The organism is Roseibium sp. 10G30-5, assembly GCF_055809635.1.
Map to the genome: position 1 here is coordinate 3,676,085 of NZ_CM147918.1, position 23,943 is coordinate 3,700,027.

The window sequence follows — 23,943 nt, forward strand, 5'->3', positions numbered from 1 at the left end:
TTGGCAAAGTTATACGAAGCGCGAGTGTTTCCAAGGGATCTGCTGGCCTGACGTGGGCTGAGCACGCCCTTTAGAGAATGAACGTTTCGACCAGATGGTTGAAAAACATGAGAGGAAAATCTGAGCAATGGCAATTGAACGCACTTTTTCGATGATCAAGCCGGACGCAACAAAGCGCAACCTGACGGGCGCTATCACCAAGTTGCTTGAAGAGGCTGGCCTGCGCGTCGTTGCTTCCAAGCGTGTCTGGATGTCCCAGCGCGAAGCTGAAGCTTTCTACGCCGTCCACAAGGACCGTCCTTTCTTCGGCGAATTGACTGAATTCATGTCCTCCGCACCGACCATCGTTCAGGTTCTCGAAGGCGAAAACGCTGTTGCCAAGAACCGTGAAGTCATGGGCGCAACCAACCCGGCTGAAGCTGCTGAAGGCACGATCCGTAAGGAATTCGCCTTGTCGATCGGAGAAAACTCGGTTCACGGTTCCGATGCTCCTGAAACGGCTGCAGAAGAAATCGCATTCTGGTTTGCTGGAACTGAAATCGTCGGTTAATCGCTGATTTCACGATCTGATACGAGAAAGGCCAGTTCCATCGGGAACTGGCCTTTTTGCTGTTTCAAGAGACGGATCTCGAACGAGTGGTATTTTGTAACGCGTGCGTCATACCAGATGACGATACCGCAAGGCTTTTATCGCGGTGCACGATCGCGTATTGGTGGGGCAAGAGTTCTTCCAGCAAGGCGCAACTGTTATGAACAAGTCTGTCCTCCCTCCGGCCTTTTCTGCCTGCCCGCATGATTGCCCGTCGACCTGTGCACTGGACGTACATCTGGACGAGGACGGGCGCGTCAAGCGGGTCAATGGCGCGCGGGAGAACAGCTATACCGCCGGGGTGATCTGCGCCAAGGTAGCCCGCTATGCAGAGCGATTGTATCATCCGGATCGGTTGATGAAGCCCTTGCGCCGCGTTGGTCGCAAAGGGGAGGGCCGGTTTGAGGAAATTTCCTGGGAAGAGGCGCTGGATCTGGTGGCGGAGAAGTTTCTTGCTGCCGAAGCCGATTATGGCGCCGAAAGTGTGTGGCTGAACTATTTCGCCGGCACCATGGGACTGGTTCAGCGCGACAGCATCAACCGTCTGAGCCGTGCCAAGGGCTATTCCGGCTTGTTTGGAAGCTTCTGCACCAACATGGCATGGACGGGCTTCATGGCCGGGACAGGCAAACTGGCCGGGCCAGACCCGCGCGAAATGGCAGTGTCCGATCAAATTGTCATTTGGGGCACCAACCCGGTGGCGACGCAGATCAACGTCATGACCCACGTCACCACCGCGCGAAAAAAGCGCGGCGCCAAGATCATCGTCGTGGATGTCTATCGCACGGAGACTATGAAGCAAGCCGATATTGGCCTGATCCTGAAGCCTGGCACCGATGCGGCGCTGGCTTGTGGCATCATGCATGTGCTGTTTCGCGATGGGTTGGCCGACTGGGACTATCTGAAAGCCTATACCGATTGCCCGGAAGAGTTGGCAACGCACCTTGAAAGCCGCACGCCGCAATGGGCTGCTGACATCACGGGGCTGAGCGTCGACCAGATCGAGGAGGTCGCCCATTTGATCGGGGAGACCAAGAAGACATATTTCCGGTTGGGGTATGGCTTTACCCGGTCTCGCAACGGAACCGTGGGAATGCACGCGGCCTTGTCGATTGCTGCCGTCACAGGCGCATGGCAATACGAGGGCGGTGGCGCGTTCCACAGCAACAGCGGCATCTTCAAGACCGACAAGCGGCTTGTGGAAGCGCCGGAGCTGGATCGTCCCGAGGTGCGCGAGCTTGATCAAAGCCTGATCGGGCGTGTGCTATGCAGTGATCCGGAAACGCTGGCGGGTGGTCCGCCAGTCAAGGCAATGCTGATCCAGAATACCAATCCGGCGTCTGTTGCGCCCGAGCAGGAAAAGGTCAAGCAGGGCTTCGCGCGTGAAGATCTTTTCCTTTGCGTGCATGAGCAGTTCATGACGGAAACGGCCAAACTGGCCGATGTAGTGTTGCCCGCCACGCAGTTTCTGGAGCACGACGACATCTACAAGGGGGGCGGTCAGCAGCATCTTCTGCTCGGTCCCAAGGTGGTTGAGCCGCCGGAAGGGCCACGCGAAAACATCTACGTCATCAATGAGCTGGCGCGGCGCGTTGGCGCAGGCGATCATCGAGGTTTCCAGATGACGGCCCGCGAGCATGTTGACTGGATGCTGAAATCCTCCGGCTATGGCTCCTAGGATGAAATGCATCAAAGTCGATGGATCGACCTGCAACCCGACTTCCGCGAATCGCATTTTCTGGATGGCTTCGGCCATGAAGATGGCAAGTTCCATTTCCACCCGGACTGGGGGCGCTCAAAGTCGCCCAATACGCCGAAAAACGGCGAGGCACTGGGCCCTGGCAGGCCATGCCGGTGTTGCCGGATCAATGGGATGCTATCGAGCAGGCTGATGAAGACCATCCCTTCCGGCTGGTGACCGCTCCCGCGCGCTCCTTCCTCAATTCAAGTTTCAACGAGACGTCCAGTTCGGTGAAAAAGGAAGGTCGTCCGAACGTGATGATGCGCGCTGATCAGGCAGATGCCTTGGGCTTGGCCGATGGTGATCTTGTGCGCATGGGCAATGCGCGCGGCGTGGTGACGCTGCACCTGCGGCTTTATGACGATGTGACGCCGGGAACTGTGATCTCGGAAGGGATCTGGCCGAACGAGGCTTTTGCGGACGGGCGCGGCATCAACACGTTGACGGGCGCTGACCCAGTCGCGCCTTACGGCGGGGCGGCATTCCATGACACCGCGGTCTGGATCAAACGCGCCTGAAACAAACGCGCCAGACGTGAAGGGGGAGGCGCGTCTTCAATGCGCCTCAAGGCCCTTGCTGTTCATGGATCAAGACGAAGACGCGGGCCGCGCAAAGAGACCAGAGCGCGGTCATTCCGCTTTCGGCGCAGAAGACGAATGCGGAATGAACTGCGTGTCCTGATGATGGTCGGCAAGACCACTGCAAAATACGGTTTCGCCCTTCATGCGGGCCTGTCCGGAGGCAATGAGCCGCAAGGCTTCCGGATAAAGCTTGTGCTCCAGTTTCAGAACCCGCGCGCCGAGAGTGTCCGGCGTATCCTCATCCAGAACCGGCACCGCCCCTTGTAGAATAATAGGACCATCGTCCATTTCGGATGAGACGAAATGCACCGTCGCCCCATGCAGCTTGACGCCCGTGTCGAGCGCCCGCTCGTGGGTTCCGAGCCCTTTGAAGCTCGGCAGGAGCGCGGGATGAATGTTGATCAGCCGATGCTTCCATTCGCCAACGAAATACGGGGTGAGCAACCGCATGAACCCTGCAAGCGCAATCAGCTCGATCTTGTGATCGCAAAGAATGGCATGCAGCGCGCGCTCAAAGGCTTCGCGCTCGCCCTTGAACTCCGTATGATCGACCACAGCTGTTGCAATGCCATGGCTGCTGGCAAACTCAAGGCCGGCGGCATCCGGGCGGTTGGATATGACCAAAGCGATCTCCGCCGGATAGTCGGCCGCGGCCGCGGCGGTGATCAGCGCCTGCATGTTGCTGCCACGTCCAGAGATCAGAACGGCAACTCTCTTGCGCGTGCTCATGCTTTAAAATCCCGAGGAATTGTCGAAGACCACGGGGGTGTCTAGATCCTTGACGATCTCGCCGATCCGCGCGACCGTTTCGCCCGATGTCTCAAGGCTGGCGATGACAGCATCCACCTTGTCCCGGTCGACAACCACCACCATGCCAACGCCACAGTTGAAAGTGCGCAGCATTTCGCTCTCGGCAACGCCGCCTGTCTGCGATAGCCACTTGAACACCGCTGGCACATCGATGGACGACAGATCAATGCGGGCACCGGTGCCTTCGGGCAGAACGCGGGGCAGGTTTTCTGGAAGACCACCGCCCGTGATGTGGGCGAGGGCCTTGATGCCGGAAGTTTGCTTGATCGCGGCCAGCAATGGCTTCACGTAGATGCGGGTCGGCTCCATCAGCGCTGCGCCAAGCGAGCGATCGCTGGCGAAGGGAGCCTGGCTGTCCCAATCGAAGCCAGAAACCTCAACAATCTTGCGCACCATCGAATAGCCATTGGAGTGGACGCCGGACGAGGCTAAGGCTCCAGCAACACGTCGCCTTCGCGAACATCAGCACGCGGCAACAGGGTGCCCCGTTCGGCAGCGCCAACAGAAAAACCTGCAAGATCATAGTCGTCTTCGGCATACATGCCCGGCATTTCGGCAGTCTCCCCACCGATCAACGCGCACCCGGCCTGTTTGCAGCCCTCTGCAATGCCTGCCACGACTTCGGTGGCCTTCTCGACCTCCAGGCTGCCACAGGCAAAGTAATCCAGGAAGAACAGCGGTTCGGCACCTTGCACCACCAGATCGTTGACGCACATGGCGACCAGATCAATGCCAACGGTGGCATGTTGGTTGGTGTCGATGGCAATCTTCAGCTTTGTTCCAACGCCGTCATTGGCTGCCACCAGAATGGGATCGGTAAAGCCTGCGGCCTTGAGATCGAACAATCCGCCAAAACCGCCGATGGCGCCATCTGCGCCCGAGCGCAACGTCGCCTTGACCAAAGGCTTGATGTTCTGCACCAGCGCATTGCCTGCATCGATGTCGACGCCAGCTTCAGCATACGTGAGGCCATTGGATTGGGGCTGCTTGGACTGGCTCATGGATTGAAACTCCGATGCGGATGCGCCTGATCATACGGGATAGTGTGCCCGATTAGCGCGAGTGTCTGCGGAACTCAAGCAGAAAGGCGGCGGTTTGCCTGTGTGTTGACGTGTACGAACCAAATTCCTGCACAAAACCGGCGCGCACGCTACAGCTTCTTGACGTCCAGCGTGTATGCTCCGTATGTGACGGGAGACTTCGCCATGGAACCATCCGGAGCGGCGACGTCTTTTCAAGGTATTTGGAGACGTCTTTTATGAGTTTAACTCGGCAAATGCAGTTCTGGCTGTGCTCCTTGGTGGTTTTCATCATCTTCATGATGATTTTCTCCAAGATCCTGCTGCCTTTCGTTGCAGGAATGGCCGTTGCCTATCTGCTCGATCCGGTTTGCGACCGTCTGGAGAATATTGGCTTCAACCGCCTGTCGGCCACCGGTGCCATCCTGCTCGTGTTTCTCGTCATCATTGTGGCGTTTTTGGTGCTGGTACTGCCGGTTCTGGGCAATCAGACGGCCAGTTTCATTCAGAAATTGCCAAATCTGCTGAACCAGTTGCATGACCTGTTCAAGGGGCACCTGAGCGAAAGAGTCATGAGTGCGCTGGGCATGCAGCCAAATGACCTGTCGGATTCCGTCTCAAAACTGATGGGGCAGGGAGCAACCTGGGTGACGAGCCTGCTCAAGTCGGTCTGGACCGGAAGCCAGACGCTGATTTCCGTCATATCGCTTTTGGTGGTAACGCCGGTTGTTGCCTTTTATCTGCTGCGCGACTGGGACGTGATGGTTGAGCGCGTCGATGATTGGGTGCCGGTGGAGCATCGCTCGACCGTGCGCACTCTCGCCCGCGACATGGACCGTGCGGTTGCAGGTTTTGTCCGTGGCCAGGTTTCGGTCTGCCTGCTGCTCGGTGCGTTCTACGCGATCAGTCTTCTTTTGGCAGGCCTCAACTTCGGTTTGCTGATTGGTATTGGTGCAGGCCTTGTCAGCTTCATTCCCTTCGTCGGGGCGACGCTCGGCTTTGTCGTGTCCATCTCGGTGGCGCTGGTTCAGTTCTGGCCAGACCCTGGATGATCGGTTTGATCCTTGGTATTTTTGCTGTTGGACAATTTTTGGAAGGAAATGTTCTACAACCCACACTTATCGGCGAAAGGGCTGGTTTGCACCCGGTTGCCTTGATGTTTGCGTTGTTTGCCTTTGGATATCTCTTTGGATTTGTGGGTCTGTTGATCGCCGTTCCGACTGCCGCGATGATTGGTGTGCTTGCGCGCTTCGCGTTGAGCAAATATCTAGCGAGCCCTATTTATACCGGAAATGGCCGCAACTCGTCGGTCCAAAAAGAATAAGGCGAAAACATGGCGGAAACTCCTCGCCAGTTGCCACTGATCCTGCCGTACGAGCAGGCGTTGGGGCTTGACGATTATCTGGTTGGCGATCCGAATCGCGCAGCCTTCGAGTTGCTGCAACGCTGGCCCGATTGGCCCGCGCCTGTTGCCATCATTGCGGGTCCGCAGGGATCAGGCAAAACCCATCTGGTTCAGGCGTGGGCGTCTGAAGTGGGCGGTGCCGTGCTTCAGTCGACCGACCTGATGGTGGACGACGTGGAACCGCTGGTCTTCACGGGGGCCGTGGTCATCGAAGATGCGCATGAGGGCGTCGACGAGACGGCCTTGTTCCATTTGCTCAATGCGGCGCGTCAGGCCAATGTGCGGGTTCTGCTGACCGCCCGAAGCTGGCCGTCCATGTGGAATTTGACACTGGCCGATCTGAAGTCTCGTCTGCGGGCGGCGACGCCGGTGGGGATTGCCGAGCCGGATGACGAGCTCTTGCAGCAGGTGCTGATCAAACTGTTCGCCGATCGTCAGTTGTCTGTCGATCTGGCGGTGATCGACTATCTGGTGTTGCGCATGGAGCGCTCGCTTGGGGTGGCATGCGATATGGTCGACAAGATCGACCGCGATTCGCTGGCGCGCCGGTTCAAAATCTCAAAGCCTCTGGTCGGCCGTATTCTGGATCAGATGGCTGAAGCGGGGTGAGTTTTTAAATTGGCATAGCGGCGTCAAATTCGGTATGCCGACCTGACACTTTGAAAATGATGGGGCACTATGGCGGACGAGGGGACGATGAACGACACTGTGGATCTGTCACAGGCGGTGGAAGCTTCGGCCAGTGCTCCGAATACATTGTCGAGTGATCCGGCTCAGGACCTCGACCGGCTGGCGACGTCTTCTTCCCGCTTCATGAACCGGGAACTGTCGTGGTTGCAGTTCAACCACCGGGTTCTCGAAGAGGCGATGAACCGCAATCACCCTTTGCTGGAGCGTCTGCGCTTCCTGTCGATCTCGGCCAACAATCTGGACGAGTTCTTCATGGTCCGTGTGGCGGGTCTGCGCGGCCAGCAACGTGCGTCTGTGGCCACGCTGTCGGACGATGGCCTGACCCCGGGCGAACAGCTTGCCAAGATCAACGAGGCCGTGCGGGGGCTGCAAGCCAAGCAACAGGCAATCTGGCGCGAAGTGCGCAGTGAGATCGCGGTAACGGGTATCGTTACCCTCAACGTTCGAGACCTCAGCGCACGCGAACAGGCCTGGCTGGAAGAGCATTTCCTCACCTATGTGTTCCCTGTTTTGACGCCGCTTGCCATTGATCCGGCGCATCCGTTTCCCTTCATTCCCAACCTTGGCTTCTCGATTGTTTTCGATCTGGCGCTGAACGGCGGCGGCAAGGGGATGATTGCGCTGTTGCGCATCCCCGCGCAGGTCGACCGTTTCGTTCAGCTTCCTGATGGTCCGGACGGTGAGGCCCGCTTCATCACCATTGAGCGGGTGATCAGCCATTTTATCGACCATCTGTTCCCCGGTCACATCATTCGCGGCAAGGGGGCCTTCCGCGTGATCCGTGACAGCGATCTGGAAATCGAAGAAGAAGCCGAAGATCTCGTCCGTCTGTTCGAGAGCGCCTTGAAACGGCGCCGGCGCGGCTCGGTCATTCGGTTGGAAATTCAGGACACGACACCAGGCTCCCTGCGTGAGTTTGTCGTCAATGCGCTGGATGTCGGTCTGCATGAAACTTTTCTGGCGGACGGGCTTCTGGGCCTCAACAATCTGTCTCAGCTTGTTGACCTGGAACGCAAGGACCTCAAGTTCGAGCCCTATTCAGCGCGTTTTCCCGAGCGTATCCGCGAGCACAATGGTGATTGCTTTGCCGCCATTCGCCAGAAGGACATCATCGTCCATCACCCATATGAATCCTTCGATGTGGTGGTGCAATATTTGCGTCAAGCCGCGCGTGATCCCGATGTGGTGGCGATCAAGCAAACGCTGTACCGCACGTCAAACAATTCGCCGATCGTTAAGGCGTTGGCTGAGGCGGCTGAGGCTGGAAAATCGGTCACCGCTCTGGTGGAGCTGAAAGCGCGGTTTGATGAAGCCGCCAACATCAAATGGGCGCGCGATCTGGAGCGGGCCGGGGTTCAGGTGGTCTTTGGCTTCATTGAACTGAAGACACACTCCAAGCTCTCCATGGTCGTGCGTCGTGAGCACGGCGGCCTGAAAACCTATTGTCACATCGGAACGGGTAACTATCATCCGATCACGGCGCGGATTTATGAAGACCTGTCGTTCTTCACCGATGACGACCGGGTTGCACAAGAGGCTGCGCGTGTCTTCAACTACATCACCGGCTATGCTGAACCGGGTAAGCTTGAGTTGCTGGCGGTGTCGCCACTCAATCTGCGTCAGAAGATCCTGGATCTGACGGCAGCCGAGATCGAGCACGTCAAGGCGGGTCGCAAGGGCCAGATCTGGATGAAGATGAACTCGCTCGTTGATCCGCAGATCATCGACGCGCTGTATGAGGCAAGTTGCGCAGGCGTTGAGGTGGATCTCATCATCCGCGGTATTTGCTGCCTGCGTCCGGGCATCGCAGGCCTGTCGGAAAACATCCGCGTGAAATCAATTGTCGGCCGTTTTCTGGAACATGCGCGTATTTTCTGCTTCGGCAATGGCTTCGGTCTGCCGTCACCGCAGGCACATGTCTTCATTGGATCCGCCGATTTGATGCCCCGCAACATTGACCGCCGGGTCGAGGTTCTGGTGCCTTTGCAAACGCAGACGGTGCATGAACAGGTGTTGGATCAGATCATGGTTGCCAATCTACGTGATAACCAGCAGAGCTGGCGGATTTTGCCCGATGGCTCGCATGAGCGTATCGTGCCAAACGAAGACGAAGAACCGTTCAATGCGCATCGCTTCTTCATGACCAATCCCTCGCTGTCAGGGCGGGGCAAGTCACTGAAGAGTGATGCGCCACGGCCTTTCGTCAAGCGCGAGGTTCAGGAATAGGCTTGCGTGCAGGTCGTATAAACTGAAGACGCTGGTTTTGCAGGAAAAGAAAGACCAACATGGACGGAATGCACGGAACAGCACGTGGACGCCTCAAGGGGAGCGGGCCGATTTCGGTGATCGATATCGGATCGAACTCGGTGCGTTTGGTGATCTACGAGCGCAAGGCCCGAACGCCGACCATGCTCTTCAACGAGAAGGTGTTGGCGGGCCTGGGGCGCGGTGTGGCAGCCACCGGACGGCTGAACGACGAATCGGTTGAGATCGCCTTGCAGGCGCTGACGCGTTTTCGCGCCGTAGTCGAGCATATGGGCGTGACCGAGGTTCACCTCGTGGCAACGGCTGCGGCCCGTGATGCCGAGAATGGTCCGGACTTCGTTGCGCGTGTCGAGGAGCTGTTCGAACATGACGTTCGTATCCTCAACGGCGGCGAAGAGGCTTATTATTCTGCGCTTGGGGTTATTGCAGGTTTCTGGGACCCCGTCGGAATCGTCGGCGATATGGGCGGTGGCAGCCTTGAATTGATCCCGGTGGCGGGGGGCGAGCCGGGCAAAGGCGAAACCTATCCTCTGGGTGGGTTGCGCTTGCAGGAAACCTCCGAGGACGATCTGAACAAGGCGGAGAAGATCGCCGAGAAGGTGCTTGAGGAGTATACTTGGCCGGATCTGCCGGAAGGCTTGCCGCGGACTTTTTACGCGGTTGGAGGCACCTGGCGCTCACTGGCACGCCTTCATCTCTATGAGCGCGGTTATCCGCTGCATGTGATGCATGCCTATGAGATCCCGGCCGAGGAGGCGATTGCGTTCTGCAAGAAGGTGATCAACAAAGAAACTGTCGGAGACTTCAAACACTCCGGTGTGGTCTCGAAACAACGCCGTGGACTGTTGCCGTTCGGGGCCATCGTCCTTGAAAAAGTGCTGAAGGGGATGAAGGCCGACCGGGTGGTCATGTCGGCAACGGGTGTGCGTGAAGGCTTGCTGCATGAGCAATTGCCGGAAGGTCTGAGAACACAAGACCCGGTGGTTGAAGCGGCGCGAGAATTTGCCGTGTTGCGGGCTCGGTCTCCCGAACAGTCTGAAGAGCTGATTCTCTGGAGCAATGCTATTTTCGACTTGCTGTCGCTGGAAGAAACACGACAGGAGCGCAGTCTGAGACATGCCGCCTGCCTGTTGTCCGATATCGGGTGGCGGGCGCATCCGGATTATCGCGGCCAGCAGAGCTTCAATATCATCCTGAATGCCGCTTTCATCGGGCTGGAGCATTCGGGCCGTGGATATATGGCAGCCAGCGTTTTCTATCGTTACGAGGGTATGTCTGAAGAGGTGCTGCCTGATGTGGTGCAGCAGGTCTGTAGCGACCGATTGTTCGAGCGTGCTCGGATCCTGGGCGGGGTCTTGCGGGTGGCTTCGGTCCTCAGTGCATCCGCGCCTGGCATCTTGCCGCATACTTCGCTGCGGTTGGAGGACGATACATTGATCCTGGTCTTGCCGCGCGAATTTGAAATGTTTGACGGCTCGCGTTTGCGCAAGCGTTTCAATCAGTTCGCCAAGATGGTGAAGTTGAAGAGTGACGTTGAAATCGAGGACTGACCCGGGATCATTGCTGCTGACTGGCCTCACAGCCTGTGGCAAGCATTGATGTAAGAAAAAAGCCGGTTGGTCGCTCCCTGTTATAGGGAAAGATCAACCGGCTTTCGTGTTTTGTGACTGTTGGCGGCAGCGTGGTGCAGCAGACTTATTCGGCGGCCTCGTCGACGTCATCCTCGATCTCTGCCGGCGGTTGATCCAGCAAGACAATCTGACGATCGCGGAACGCAAGAGCCACTTCACCGCGTTTCAGTTTCAGGGCTTTCTCTCCAAAGAGTTCTCGTCGCCAACCCTGAAGTGCAGCCACATCCGCATCATCGCTGGCGGCAATCTTTTCAAGATCGTCTACCGTGGCGATGACCTTAGAGGCAACGCCCTCTGCTTCACTCACGAGCTTCAAGAGCACCTTCAGCAGATCCACAGCGGCAGCGGACCCATCCGGGCCTGGCGGCCCTTGGGGACTTTCGGCAGGTCTCTTTGCGGGATCTTCAAGGCCGTGTTGACGGCTTCCAGAATGCTGTCGGCCTGCTTGGATCGTTCAAAGCCGCGCGGAATGCTGCGCAGGCGCCCAAGTGCCTCGGTATCTTGAGGTTGTTGTGCCGCGATCTCGTAAATTGCGTCATCCTTGATCACCCGGCTGCGTGGAATGTCGCGCGCTTGCGCTTCACGCTCGCGCCACGCCGCCAATTCCATCATTACGGCCAGTTCAATTGGCTTGCGTACACGCATTTTCAGGCGCTGCCATGCCTTGGCAGGTTCGCTGACGTAGGTGTCTTCGGATGTGAGGACCCGCATTTCGTCGACGACCCAATGGGTGCGCTTCTGTTCTTCCAGGTTGGCCTTCAGGAACATGTAGACGTCGCGCAGATGTGTGACATCTGCCAAGGCGTAGGTGAGCTGCTTTTTGGTCAGCGGACGGCGCGACCAGTCCGTAAAGCGGGACGATTTGTCGATGCGTTCGCCGGACACCTTGAAAACAAGCTGATCATAAGAGATCGAATCACCGAATCCGCAGACCATCGCGGCGACCTGACTGTCGAACAGGGGGATCGGGATCAGACCACCCATATGGTGGATGATCTCCACGTCCTGACGCGCGGCATGAAACACCTTGATGACATTTTCGTCGCCCATGAGATCGAAAAACGGCGCCAGATCAAGATCAGGCGCAAGTGCATCGACGATCACGGCAAGATCCGCCCCTGCCATCTGAATGACACACAGTTTGGGCCAGAATGTCGTTTCCCGAAGGAATTCCGTGTCAACGGTGATGAAATCGTTTTGCGCGAGACTCTTGCAAGCCTCAGCGAGGTCTGTTGTCTTTGTAATTACTTGCATGGTGCTCCAAGCTATAACGTAATCTTGGCATGTTGTCGCGTCGAAATCTGCTGGTCGCCGTGCTTGGCTGTACCTCACAACAGAAGGCTTTGCAAAGTGCTTCTTGTTGAACTGCAGGGGCTTGCCGGTGTTTTTCCGTCCTGGGTGAGGTGAAGAAATCGTGCTTGAAGGAATGTGGTCTTGAAAAGAATACTGATCGTGAATGCCAAGGGAGGATGTGGCAAGACAACGCTGGCGACCAATTTGGTAACGTTGTTTGCGGCGCGTGGGCAGCGTGTCGTGCTGGCTGATGCCGACCGGCAGAAATCCTGTCTCGATTGGGCTGCTCGCCGGTTGAAGCGAAACAAGAAACTTCCGAAAGATGCACGGTTTCCCGAGATCGAGACGCTGGACTGGACCAAGAGCAATGCCATTGGCACAGCATGGCCGGACACGTCCACTCAGCCGGATCTGGTGGTGATTGATGGTCCGGGTGGGTTGCGAGAAGAAAAAGCCAAGCTGTTGGTGGCTGAAGCATCGCATATTATTGTGCCCTTGTTGCCGTCGGCATTCGATTCCCGGGCTACCATTGGTTTTCTGAAGCAACTCAACGAGTTGAAGCGTGTGCGCAAAGGCAAGGCCGAAATGCATCTGGTTGCTAACCGTGTCGGCCGCTCGACGCTGGAAGTCGAAGCGTTGCACAAGCAGATGGCCAAGGCAGGCTTTCCGATCCTGTGTGCCTTGTCCGACCGGATCGCTTATGCCCGGTGTGCGGGGGAGGGAAGCGGGATTTTCGATTACAGCGGGGCTGCCACCCAGCCGTTGCGTGACCAATGGACCCCCTTGCTCCATCAGCTTGAGGAGTGATAATCACCTTCCATGCGGCACGCCTTGCCGTTCAGACATGCGTTTGCCGTTGGCTTTCTGCCACCATACCTTGACTTTGGCGGGGGAACGTGGCTTGTCCAGCGGTTGAACGAGGACGCTGGCGCACGTGTCGCTGCTCCGCTTTTTATGATGCCTAGAGACTATCGAGGACTACATGCACCGCTACCGTAGCCACACATGCGGCGATCTGCGCTTGACTGACGTAGGCGGCACCGTTCGCCTTTCCGGTTGGGTTCATCGCGTTCGAGATCATGGGGGCCTTCTATTCATCGACCTGCGTGATCACTACGGCGTCACGCAGTGCGTCATTGATCCGGATTCCCCGGCCTTCAAGCTGGCAGAAACGCTGCGCTCGGAATGGTGTATCCGCATCGACGGAGACGTGAAGAAGCGGACAGACGAAACAATCAATGACGGTTTGCCCACCGGGTCGGTGGAGATCTTCATTCGGGATCTGGAAGTTCTCGGATCGTCTAATGAATTGCCGATGCCGGTTTTCGGCGACGTCGAATACCCGGAAGAAATTCGCCTCAAGTACCGTTACCTGGACCTGCGCCGCGAGAAGCTGCACAACAACATGTTGTTGCGCTCCAACGTCGTGCGCGATCTGCGCAAGCGTATGTGGGACATTGGTTTCAACGAGTTTCAGACGCCGATCATCACGGCATCCTCGCCTGAAGGCGCGCGTGACTTTCTGATCCCGTCGCGTCTGCATCCCGGCAAGTTCTATGCGTTGCCTCAGGCACCACAGCAGTTCAAGCAGCTGATCATGGTGTCGGGTTTCGACAAGTACTTCCAGATCGCTCCCTGCTTCCGCGATGAAGATCCGCGTGCCGATCGGTCGCCGACGGATTTCTACCAGCTTGATCTGGAAATGTCCTTTGTCACGCAGCAGGATGTTTTCGACACCATTGAGCCGGTGATCGCAGGGTGTTTCGAGACTTTTGGCAAGGGCCGTCCGGTTAATCGGAACTGGCCGCAGATTTCCTACAAGGACGCGGCTCTGTGGTACGGCTCCGACAAGCCGGATCTGCGCAACCCGATCAAGATGCAGGTCGTCTCCGAACATTTCCGTGACAGTGGCTTTGCGATTTTTGCAAACCTCCTTCAGCAGGATGGCACCGAAATTCGTGCGATCCCGGCTCCCAAGGGCGGAAGTCGCAAGTTCTGTGACCGGATGAACAAGTTTGCTCAGCAGGAAGGTCTGCCGGGTATGGGCTATATCTTCTGGCGCAAGGCGGAAGATGGGTCCATGGAGGCTGCGGGGCCGCTGGCCAAAAATATTGGCCCGGAGCGTACCGAAGCCATTCGTGCGCAGCTTGATCTCACCATCGGTGATGCAGCCTTCTTCCTGGGCGGCAAGCCAAAAAGCTTCCAGCGCGTGGCGGGCAAGGCCCGCGACGTGATTGGCGAAGAGCTTGGTCTGACCGATCTTGAGCGCTTTGAGTTCTGCTGGATCGTTGACTTCCCGATTTACGAGCGCGACGAAGATACCGGCGAGATCGACTTCGAGCACAACCCCTTCTCCATGCCTCAGGGCGGGCTGGACGCGCTTGATGGCGATCCGCTCGAGGTTCTGGGGTACCAGTATGATCTGGCCTGTAACGGCTATGAGCTTGTTTCAGGTGCGATCCGTAACCATCTCCCCGAGATCATGTACAAGGCATTCGACATTGCCGGATATGGCAAGGATGAAGTCGAGAAGCGCTTTGGCGGCATGGTCAACGCATTCCAGTACGGTGCACCGCCGCATGGTGGCTGCGCTGCAGGAATCGACCGCATGGTCATGCTGCTGGCCGGTGAAGAGAACATCCGCGAAGTGGTGATGTTCCCGATGAACCAGAAGGCGGAAGACCTGATGATGGCAGCGCCGTCCGATCCGACGGCGACGCAGTTGCGCGAATTGCACCTGCGGCTGAACCTGCCAGACAATTGATGGACTTGGGCCGGGTCCGATGCTGATCTTGAAAGAGAGGACGCAGCGGATCATCGGCCCGGGACTTTCTCGGAGATCCGCTGCACCCAGTGTTCAGCGGTCGACTTGGGGCCGGGAAACCGGCCCTTTTGCATGAAAGGGAGCAACCTTGCTCAATCCAGCAAAGTGGTCGATGTGGACCGACCCTGATGGCAGTTGGGTCTTGATCCGACGTCTGATGACAGAGAATGCGCGTCAATATATACCGCGCTATCTGCTGGCTTTTGTCTTTATGGGCCTTGTGGCAGGAACGACAGCGGCAAGCGCCTGGATCATGAAGGACGTGATCAATCAGGTCTTCATTCAACGCAATCCCGAGATGATCTACGTTGTCGCAGGCTTGGTCCTGCTGATTTTTACAGTCAAGGGGTTTGCCAACTACGGTCAGTCGTTGGTTCTCAGCCGGATCGGCAATTCCATCGTCGCAAATTGCCAACGCCGTCTGTTCGATCGCTTGATCGAGCAGGACATGGCCTATTACGACCGTACAACCTTGGGTGAAATCGCAACGCGGGTTCTTAGCAATGCGGGTGCCGCCAGGCCGGTAATCGATATGCTGGCGCTGACACTGGGGCGTGATGTCTTGACCCTGATCGGCCTTCTCGCCGTGATGGTGTTCCAAAATCCATTGTTGTCGCTGATTTCTCTGGTGATCGTTCCGCCATCAGTCTGGGGGGTATCGAAGTTGGTGAAGCGCGTTCGCAAATACGCGAAGGCCAATTTCTATTCAGCCTCCCGCATGCAGAGTGTCATTCATGAAACGACGGTTGGCGTCCGGGTGGTCAAGGCCTTCCGTACGCAGCCTTTGCAGCAGCGGTCATTTGATCGTGCGGTGAATGAAATTCAGCACCAGTCCAACAAGATTGCGGCTTTGACCGCGCGCACCTCGCCGATCATGGAAACACTGGGTGGTGTTTCCATTGCGCTGGTGATTTTTTACGGTGGCTATGCGGTTGTCCATCTGGGACAGGATCCAGGAGCCTTCTTCTCGTTCATCACTGCGCTTCTGCTGGCCTATGATCCGGCCAAGCGCCTTGCCCGTTTGCACGTCAACTTGAACAATAGTCTTGTTGGTGTCCGGCTGATGTATGAGCTGATCGACGATGTGCCAGACCTGAAAGAGAAACCAAACGCCACCGCGCTGCGCGTTAATGCGGGTGAGATTCTGCTTTGAGGATGTTCAGTTTGGCTATGGTGAAAGCCAGGCTCTGCGTGGTCTGTCGCTTATCGCGGCTCCGGGAAAGACCACGGCGTTGGTCGGTGCGTCAGGCGCCGGCAAGTCGACCATGTTTTCGTTGATTGAGCGATTTTATGATCCGGAGCGTGGGCGCATCGTTATTGATGGCCAGGACATTCAGGATGTCACCCTGGCAACCTTGCGCGATCAGATTGCCATGGTAACGCAGGACACCTTCCTGTTTGATGTTTCTGTGCGTGATAACATTGCCGTTGGCCGCCCCGATGCGGCAGAGGAAGAAATCATCGAGGCGGCGAAAAACGCTAATGCGCATGAGTTCATTCTTGAACTGCCCAGAGGCTATGACACCATTGTTGGCGAGGGCGGTGGGCGGTTGTCCGGTGGTCAGAAGCAGCGTGTGGCCATCGCTCGGGCCATGCTGCGCGACGCTCCAATCTTGCTTCTGGATGAAGCGACCTCAGCACTGGATGCCGAATCCGAGGCCAAGGTTCAGTCCGCCTTGCACCGCTTGATGCAGGGGCGCACAACACTTGTCATCGCACACCGATTGGCGACAGTGCGACATGCTGATTGTATCCACGTGCTGGACAAGGGCGTTTGCGTTGAAAGCGGTACGCACAATGAGCTGTTTGATGCTGACGGAATTTATCGTCGGCTGTGTGAATTGCAATTTACCGAAAAGAAGGTGGATGCATCTGCTGAAGAGGTCGGTTGATCTCATTGCATGAGACACATGACCTCAGTGTCGAAATTGAGAAGGCCGCTCCATCAGAAGATGGAGCGGCCTTTTTCTTTGTAAGTCAGTCCCGTGCCGAGACTGTCATTCGGCCGGCCTCACTTGCCGTTGCTGATGTTCACATTGAGCGTTGACAAAAGGTTGTCAGGAGAAACCGCGAGACTTCCCATCAAGGTGGCAAAAGACACCGGACTGTCGGGGGTGAGTGTAAGTGTCAGCTTGTCCGGGTCAGCGAGAAAGTCCGCCACCTGAGCTTCCACGTGCGCGCGAAAGGTTGGATCGCTCACTCCGGTCAGGTTTTTGGCAACGAGCTGACGAGCCAGACCCTTGGCCACGACAGTCGGAGGCACATCGCGTTTGCGACTCTCTGTCTGGATCAGATGCGTGATGGTCCCGCGGTCCTCAAGTTGCACCTGAGCGGATTTCAAAGTGCTTGTCACCAGGGCCAGCCGTGCCATCGTGCCGCCTTCAAACAAGCCTTTCGAGACATTGCCAAGCGTGAGAGAGGCTTTCAGATCAAGCCCATCTGCAAGCACCAGATGCACATTCTTCAAGATGAAGTCATGTGTTGTCGGGTCCCAGCGGGTCTGAAGAGATTGGTCGATGACCAGATGTTTCAGCCCCATGTTGTGCAGTTGCAATGCCAGCTCAGGCTGGCCAAGAGCACTCGGTGCCAGTTTTAAATGATTGATGATGGTGCTGGTTGTCGTCGGGATTGTGCCGATAAACTGTGATTGCAAGGTTTCCAGCAGACGCAGGGAAATCAGTGTTCTGCCAGACCCTGCGGGCAAGCGCTTTCCATCTGGCCCGGAGGCTGGTGTGTCGGTCATCTTGAGGCCGCTGAGAAACAATCGGCCAACTTGCGGCAGGCTTTTCATCGCATCATCATTTGTGCTGAAGCCTGATAGCACAGTGTTTTTCACGTCATCCAGTTTTGGAAACTGTACGTTGTTGAGCGCAAAATGGTTGAGCTTGAAGCGTTTGCCATGATCCCAGTCTGCCGTGAGGTTCGAAAGTTCAAAGTCTGCCAGACCATCGCGACTTAGATTGTTCAGCACGATAGATCCAAGATGGCCACTCGTTTGCATCGCTTCAGACGAACCCGTCTGAAACTTCAGATCAGACAATGCCAACCGGTCAAGTGCGAGATGTTGCAAAACAGACAGGGCGTCGAAGCCGAGTTGCAGGGAGCCGTTGCGGTCCGGTGTGGCAAGTGCATCACCGAGGAGCTTCAACAGGTCGACAGAATCAGACGAATTGAGCCGCCACCCGTCTAAATGAAGGCCGCCGATCGACATGGTCAGACCGTTCTCCCGGATGATCAGAGGCCCACTTGTCTGAGACGCAATCAGTGTTCGTCGATCTGGCTCCGGCGGCAGTCCGAAAAGGCTTGCTATCGCCACGATGTCGATACCGCGCGAGGTGATGTTGGTCGCATGTGTGCGGGTCGTCGGGACGCTTTTGGCGGCACCCGGGGCCGCACCGCTTGGCCGTGAGGTGGTGATCAATTGCCCGACACGTTCCTGTGCAACACGACCATCCATCCAGCCGGTCAGAGAAAGATCGGAGAGAATGCTCGTTTCCTCAACAGAGGTCGTAAGCTGGCTTGTTCTGCGCACGGACCGGGCATGAAGGTTGCCGACATGAATCTTGCGAACAACATCGAGAAACGTGGCAGGAATCAGGGATTGTGCCGTGTCGTCGGCTTGGTCCTGCGGTGCTCTTTTGTCTGGCTGCCTGTCGCTCTGTGGTGTCTGGCTTGGGGAAGCCTCACTTGACGCGGTCTTGAGGGCCGGAGACTGACTGGTGGCGGCTTGCGTTACAAGACCCACAAGTTGGCTCGGCAGATCGATGTCGTCGATCGTCAACCCGTCATAGCTGACTTGATAGGTCACGGGCTGTGGCGGCTTACCTGATGTGGCGGGGGCCGTTGTCGTCCCGGATGGGGCAGGCTGTTGTTCTGGAGCCGCAGGTTTGGTTGCCACTGGCGGAGCAGGCGGTTGATAGACGAGAGAAAAAGAAAAACGGGTATCTGCTGTCACCTTGTCGGCATGCAACAGGCCGTTGCTTTTGCGCAGTCCAGTGAAAGTGATCTGCGGCGCCGTAATGCGGATGTTCAGCGTACCGGGCAGGATAGGCAGCAGGCCGGTCATCTCGGCGCGTATATTGAGATCGTCAATGCTGGCGTTGCGGGCCTTGCTGTCAGCCTTGATCGCCGAATAGGAGACCTTGAAGGGCGTATGATCTCCCAGGTCGGTTGCCCAGCCGTTGAGCAGGTCAGTGGCCACATTCCGGGTCTTCGCCTGTGCAAAAGCCGGCGAAACAACCAGTGTCGAGGCAATCAGCACTGTTGTCAGGCGAAGGGAAGAACGACCTGACAACAAAGGCAGGCGTGAATTGGGAGACGTCATATGCTTGTGCATGAGATCCATCCAGTAAGCCTTAAAAAACCGGCCGCGGAAAGCGGCCGGTTCGTTCAAATGTCTCATCACTCTGAGGTGTTGGCCTTCACCGTTACACCCAGAAGATCGGGGATCGACTGCGGCGCGATCATCGCCGCGCCGATAAGTTGCTGAACCTGCACCGGGGTGTCAGGTGTGGCCGTGATGGCCAGCGATTGAGGATCGTCGAGATAGGTCGAGACCGCCTCGTTGACCTGTTTTTCAAACGCCGGGTTCTTCAGCTTATGCAGGGCAAGCGGCATGGCCCCGGAAAGCTGGTCCGCCATTTCGGAGCGGCTGATGCCCATCTTGTCAGCCTGTGCCTTGAGCAAGCGTCCGGTGAGCGACTTGTCGTCGAACCTCAGTTTGATGCTGGCAATGGAAACACCCTGCAAGCTGCCAAGCTTGGCCATCGCAGGCATGTCAGGTTTCAGCAGTTCCTTGTAAACCTTGTCCGTCATCCCCTTCATCGAAAGGGAGGCTTTCAGCGTACCACCGTCGACACCATCAATGACGAGAGGATTGAGCGTGAGATCGCCACTATCCATATTCCAATGCAGCTTTGAGTGCATGTTGATGGTCAGGCCGTCGTCGTAGCCGAGCTTTCCCAGTTCACCGGCGTCGTCTTCAAAAGCGCCTTTGGGAAGGTGCATGTTGGAAACGGTGACGGTGGTGTCCTGCGGCATGCCGTCCTTGAAGTTCTCACCGGTGCTGGCGAAGTGGTCCAACGTGATGTCATAGCCTTTTTTGGACGTATAGGTCACGGTCGTCAGATCCAGCGACTTGTAAGGCGGTTCGCTCGGGTTCAGCGTGCTTGCATGAAACAGGTCCCGCAGCTTCTTCGGCACCTTGATGTCGCCTGCGATGGCGGTCCCGATCGTCAAGTGGCCCTCGGGAGCGCGCGACGACACATCCGTCAATGTCAGCTTGTCAATGTTCAGCGTATCGTCCGGGGCCAAAACGCCATGGTCGATGACAGTCTGCCCGATTGTCAGTTCATCACGCTTGGGATTATCCTTGCGGATAACCTTGACGTCGCTCAGCGTGACAAGATCACCAGAGGCTTCGACGTCCTTTGTGCTCGCAACAAAATTGGAATTGCTTTCCAGTCGCTGCAAATAGGCGTCGGCGATGGCATTTCCTGTCGGTTCGAACGCAAATGCTGGCGCGACCATGGACAGACTGGACACAGAGGTGGCCAAAGCAGCAAGGGCCGCGAGATGCTTCGGGCGAAACGTCATACAGTATTCTCCATATTGTCTGGACCGTTGAAAATTATTGTCGGAATGCGTCCAGAAAGCTTTCTGCTGTCGAATTGGGACATATGAGTGACATTACGAAAAACAGGGTCACGTAACGCCAAGTTTATGGGGACATGAGGGGGAAGGCAAAAAGTCCCGTTCATGCAGAGAGAGAAAGTTTTCGGCGATAAGTCGTTGATGGATCGTCTTTAAACACATGCCGTTAAACTTTGAATGATTCAATTAACGCAAGATTTGGCCCAAATGTGGCCTAAAGCGTTCATGAGGCTGGTTTGACTGTCATTCTTGTTGAGGAAACTCCACACTGCATATGTGTCAATGCTTGTCAAAACATACGAGATGGATGCGCAGGAATGAGAGCTGAAAGTCGTGCCGACAGGCCGCAGCGGAAGGGGAACTGAGGGAGTGTCTGGTCGTTATCTCAGCTTCCTGAGGGCTGTTGCGATTGCCCTGACACTGGCAATCGGGCCCTCCATTGTGGCCAATTACATTCTCAATCACTATGCCGAAGATCGCGCTCTCGACGAGATGTCGTCGATGGGCGAGCGTTATGTGCATCGTGCCGAAGCCGAAATCAACACTGTTGTCACGACTTTGCAGAAACTGGACCGCGATGGGGTTCAGACCTGCTCGCCGAAGGACCGTGTTGTCTTCCAAAAGGTTCTGGCTAACATCAAGGTTGTGCAGGCAATGGGGCTGGTCGATGCCAATGGCCAGCGCATGTGTGTGGTCCCTGATATGCCGATCAACGGTGACCCGATCTTGCCGAAGTTGCAGGCGGATGGGCCGTTGGTGGGAATTGGTATGCTCAAGAAGCCCTATCAGGGTGTCAATGTCGCCGTGATCAGTTGGGATCTGCGTAACAATCAGCGTCTTTATGCAGAGGTCAATCCCGCCGCGATGGTGCTGGATCCGGGCCCTGATTATCTGCGGCCTTATCGGCGCATCGAACTGCATCTCGGCAAGGAGCTGCAATGGGTGGTGCTGGGCGGCTACACCTCCGAGGCGCAGGGGCCGGGAGAAAAGCTCTCCGTTGATTATCGCTCACAACGTTATCCGCTGGTGGGAACCGTTATTGCGCCACGCGCTGCGGCTCTCAGTCTTGTCGAGCCGCTCAAGGTGATTGTCGGCATCGCCAGCGCCGCCTTCTCGGTTCTGTTCATTGCTATCGGAGTCTGGTTCTCCTGGCGGCCTGAGACGGAAGCCAATGAGGATTTTCTCGCAGCAATCCGCAACGGCGAGTTCATTCCCTATTACCAACCCGTCATGGACATTGTGACGGGAGAAGTGCGCGGGTGCGAGGTGCTGATGCGCTGGCGCCGTCCCAATGGCACGATGGTGTCACCGGGGCAATTCATGGCTTATGCTGAAAGCACGGGTCATATTTTTGAGATGACGCGTCACCTCATGGTTCAGACATGCACTGAAGTTGGCAAACTGTATAAGGATAATCCGAGTTTCAAGTTGTCGGTGAACCTGTTCGCCGGGCATTTCAAAAATCGGGAAATCATCAGCGACATCAAACATATCTATGCTAATTCGGATATTTCCTTTCAGCAGCTCGTTATGGAAGTAACTGAGCGCTATCCTTTGGAAGACATGGATCTGGCGCGTAAGATCATCGCCGAAATGCAGGCCATGGGCGTACGTGTTGCGCTTGATGACGTCGGCACCGGCCATGGCGGCATGGCCTATCTGCAAAAGCTTGGCATCGACATCATCAAGATCGACAAGATGTTCGTCGACAGTATCGGCTCTGATGATAATTCGACGACGATTGTCGATTCGATGGTCGAACTGGCCGACAACCTCGGCATGGCCATCATTGCGGAAGGCGTTGAGCACGAAGAGCAGACTGACAAGCTGCGTGAGATGGGCGTTAGCTGGGCGCAGGGCTATTTCTACGCCAAGCCGATGCCTGCTGATGAGTACATTCAGTTTGCAGCCGACATCGAGGCGAAACTCGAACAGGACCGCGCGCAAGCGGAGGCGGATGCAGCAGCCATGGCGGCTGTCGAAACGGACGCTTGATGCTGTCTGGCCCGTCGCCGCGTATTTATGGAGCGTTGATCAGATAGGGTTCGTCAAACCAGACTTCCTCGAGGTTTGCTCCGGGGCCGATCCGATCGACCACGGCAAACAGGCCCGGCTCCGAAAGCGGCGTCAGCACACCGTGCCATGTTCCCTTTGAGAAGTTGATGGCTTGCCCGGGACGGGTGATGAAGGCGACCGGTGTGCCCGGCTTGCCCGCTTCATCGGGGCAAACGATGACCAGAAACGGCGCTTCGGTCATTGGCAGGAAGGCTTGCGAGCCAAGTGGGTGGCGCTCGACCATCTCCAGCGTGTAGGGGAACGTGCGTTTCTGCGACTGAAACAGACTGATTCCGAGGCGAGCATCCTCGCCGTCGCTCTCCAGCGTTGCAAGATCGTGATACCGGCCGCAAAGCCCCTGATTGATGATCTTGTCCGGCGCTCCGGCGACCTCCAGCACCTCGCCGTAAGGAGCAAAGGCCGCCGGTGTCAGCGGGCGTGGCGTCAGGGAAGGAAGCATCACGGCCGTCCTAACTTCATGTGGCGGTTGACGTCCTTGTATAGCAGGTAGCGGAAGTCGCTTGGGCCCCCCGCATAGCAGGCCTGCGGGCAGAAGGCGCGTAGCCACATATAGTCGCCAGCCTCGACCTCAACCCATTCCTGATTAAGCCGATACACTGCCTTGCCTTCCAGAACATAGAGCCCGTGTTCCATAACGTGGGTTTCCGGGAAAGGAATGACCGCCCCCGGTTTCAACGTCACGATAGTGACGTGCATGTCGTGACGCAGATCAGTAGGGTCGACAAAACGAGTCGTGGCCCGAGCCCCGTCTGTATCTGGCATGACGGTTGGGGCAATCTCATTTTCCTGCGCCACAAAGGCCTCTGGCGTGTCTAGTCCGGGCACGGCTTCATACTGTTTGCGAATCCAGTGAAAGCGTACTGGCGTGTCGCTGGCATTAGTGAGACGCCAGACCTGACCGGCAGGCAGATAGGCATAGGCCCCAGGCTTCAGCGTGTGTGTGGTTTCATCAAGGGTCAGGTGCGCTTCCCCATCCACCACGAAGAGACTGCCTTGCGCAGACGCATCTGTTTCGGGTGTTGCACTGCCGCCGCCCGGAGAGACCTCCATCACGTAATGTGAAAAGGTTTCGGCAAAGCCTGACAGGGGACGGGCAATGACCCAAAGCCGGGTTTTTTCCCAGAACGGCAGAAAGCTGGTCGTGATGTCGGAGAACGTGCCTTTTGGGATTACGGCAAAGGCCTCCGTGAACATGGCTCTGTCTGTCAGAAGTTGAGTTTGCGGCGGCAGGCCGCCGGTTGGCGCGTAGTAGGACCCGGTGGTCATGAATGTTTCCTCTGAAAAAGGCGCGCGGAAGGGGAGGGATCTTGCTTGCGAGGGCAGCATGACCCTTGATATTTTGGCCGAGCGTATCGGGGAAAGAACTG

General features: G+C 56.8%; 14 protein-coding genes and 4 pseudogenes. 11 read left to right on the top strand and 7 right to left on the bottom strand.

The window, feature by feature from the left end; translation table 11 throughout:
* The first annotated feature begins 127 nt into the window (after positions 1-127).
* Positions 128-550, top strand: coding sequence for a nucleoside-diphosphate kinase (ndk, locus tag AC0L7U_RS18535; protein ID WP_473692746.1), 423 nt, complete (start codon positions 128-130; stop codon positions 548-550).
* Between the two features lie 199 nt (positions 551-749).
* Positions 750-2,848, top strand: a pseudogene (locus AC0L7U_RS18540) (molybdopterin-containing oxidoreductase family protein).
* Positions 2,849-2,959: 111 nt separating this feature from the next.
* Here the strand turns inward: AC0L7U_RS18540 and purN are convergent.
* Both purN and purM read right to left on the bottom strand, forming a co-directional pair.
* Positions 2,960-3,640: a phosphoribosylglycinamide formyltransferase gene (gene purN / locus AC0L7U_RS18545; RefSeq protein ID WP_473692747.1), complete on the bottom strand. Its 681-nt coding sequence runs from the start codon at positions 3,638-3,640 to the stop codon at positions 2,960-2,962.
* A gap of 3 nt (positions 3,641-3,643) precedes the next feature.
* Positions 3,644-4,722, bottom strand: a pseudogene (gene purM, locus AC0L7U_RS18550) (phosphoribosylformylglycinamidine cyclo-ligase).
* A gap of 257 nt (positions 4,723-4,979) precedes the next feature.
* Here purM and AC0L7U_RS18555 point away from each other — a divergent pair.
* The 4 genes and pseudogenes from AC0L7U_RS18555 (at position 4,980) to AC0L7U_RS18570 (ending at position 10,650) form a co-directional block, all read left to right on the top strand.
* Positions 4,980-6,064, top strand: a pseudogene (locus tag AC0L7U_RS18555) (AI-2E family transporter).
* A gap of 9 nt (positions 6,065-6,073) precedes the next feature.
* Positions 6,074-6,754 carry an HdaA/DnaA family protein gene (locus AC0L7U_RS18560; RefSeq protein WP_473692748.1) on the top strand — a complete coding sequence of 227 codons (681 nt, stop codon included), beginning with the start codon at positions 6,074-6,076 and terminating at the stop codon, positions 6,752-6,754.
* A gap of 87 nt (positions 6,755-6,841) precedes the next feature.
* A complete protein-coding gene (locus AC0L7U_RS18565) occupies positions 6,842-9,061 on the top strand; it encodes an RNA degradosome polyphosphate kinase (RefSeq protein WP_473692749.1) in 2,220 nt (739 codons plus the stop codon).
* 59 nt (positions 9,062-9,120) lie between these two features.
* Entirely contained in the window at positions 9,121-10,650 is a 1,530-nt protein-coding gene (locus AC0L7U_RS18570; RefSeq protein ID WP_473692750.1) for a Ppx/GppA family phosphatase, read from the top strand.
* 145 nt (positions 10,651-10,795) lie between these two features.
* On the opposite strand, the pseudogene rnd reads toward AC0L7U_RS18570, so the two are convergent.
* A pseudogene (rnd, locus tag AC0L7U_RS18575) lies at positions 10,796-11,985 on the bottom strand (ribonuclease D).
* A gap of 180 nt (positions 11,986-12,165) precedes the next feature.
* On the opposite strand from rnd, the gene AC0L7U_RS18580 reads away from it, so the two are divergent.
* From AC0L7U_RS18580 to AC0L7U_RS18595, 4 genes are all read left to right on the top strand, one after another.
* Complete coding sequence (locus tag AC0L7U_RS18580) at positions 12,166-12,831, top strand: nucleotide-binding protein (RefSeq protein WP_473692751.1); 666 nt, start codon at positions 12,166-12,168, stop codon at positions 12,829-12,831.
* Positions 12,832-13,006: 175 nt separating this feature from the next.
* The gene (gene aspS, locus AC0L7U_RS18585; protein ID WP_473692752.1) at positions 13,007-14,788 is read left to right on the top strand and encodes an aspartate--tRNA ligase; all 1,782 of its coding nucleotides are present in this window, start codon (positions 13,007-13,009) and stop codon (positions 14,786-14,788) included.
* Between the two features lie 172 nt (positions 14,789-14,960).
* Entirely contained in the window at positions 14,961-16,001 is a 1,041-nt protein-coding gene (locus AC0L7U_RS18590; RefSeq protein WP_473692753.1) for an ABC transporter permease, read from the top strand.
* A complete protein-coding gene (locus tag AC0L7U_RS18595) occupies positions 15,985-16,740 on the top strand; it encodes an ABC transporter ATP-binding protein (protein ID WP_473692754.1) in 756 nt (251 codons plus the stop codon). The genes AC0L7U_RS18590 and AC0L7U_RS18595 overlap by 17 nt, the downstream gene beginning before the upstream one ends.
* Positions 16,741-16,859: 119 nt before the next feature.
* Here the strand turns inward: AC0L7U_RS18595 and AC0L7U_RS18600 are convergent, their stop codons facing one another.
* The gene (locus AC0L7U_RS18600; RefSeq protein ID WP_473692755.1) at positions 16,860-19,184 is read right to left on the bottom strand and encodes a hypothetical protein; all 2,325 of its coding nucleotides are present in this window, start codon (positions 19,182-19,184) and stop codon (positions 16,860-16,862) included.
* A 65-nt stretch (positions 19,185-19,249) separates the two neighbouring features.
* The gene (locus AC0L7U_RS18605; RefSeq protein ID WP_473692756.1) at positions 19,250-20,443 is read right to left on the bottom strand and encodes a hypothetical protein; all 1,194 of its coding nucleotides are present in this window, start codon (positions 20,441-20,443) and stop codon (positions 19,250-19,252) included.
* A gap of 426 nt (positions 20,444-20,869) precedes the next feature.
* Between AC0L7U_RS18605 and AC0L7U_RS18610 the strand changes: the two genes are divergently transcribed.
* Positions 20,870-22,495, top strand: a complete 1,626-nt coding sequence (locus AC0L7U_RS18610; RefSeq protein ID WP_473692757.1) for an EAL domain-containing protein — start codon at positions 20,870-20,872, stop codon at positions 22,493-22,495.
* Between the two features lie 25 nt (positions 22,496-22,520).
* Here AC0L7U_RS18610 and AC0L7U_RS18615 read toward each other — a convergent pair whose 3' ends face one another.
* Both AC0L7U_RS18615 and AC0L7U_RS18620 read right to left on the bottom strand, forming a co-directional pair.
* Positions 22,521-23,015: an ureidoglycolate lyase gene (locus AC0L7U_RS18615; protein ID WP_473692758.1), complete on the bottom strand. Its 495-nt coding sequence runs from the start codon at positions 23,013-23,015 to the stop codon at positions 22,521-22,523.
* Entirely contained in the window at positions 23,015-23,842 is an 828-nt protein-coding gene (locus AC0L7U_RS18620) for a bifunctional allantoicase/(S)-ureidoglycine aminohydrolase (protein WP_473692759.1), read from the bottom strand. Before AC0L7U_RS18620 ends, AC0L7U_RS18615 begins: the two co-directional genes overlap by 1 nt.
* Positions 23,843-23,943 lie beyond the last annotated feature (101 nt).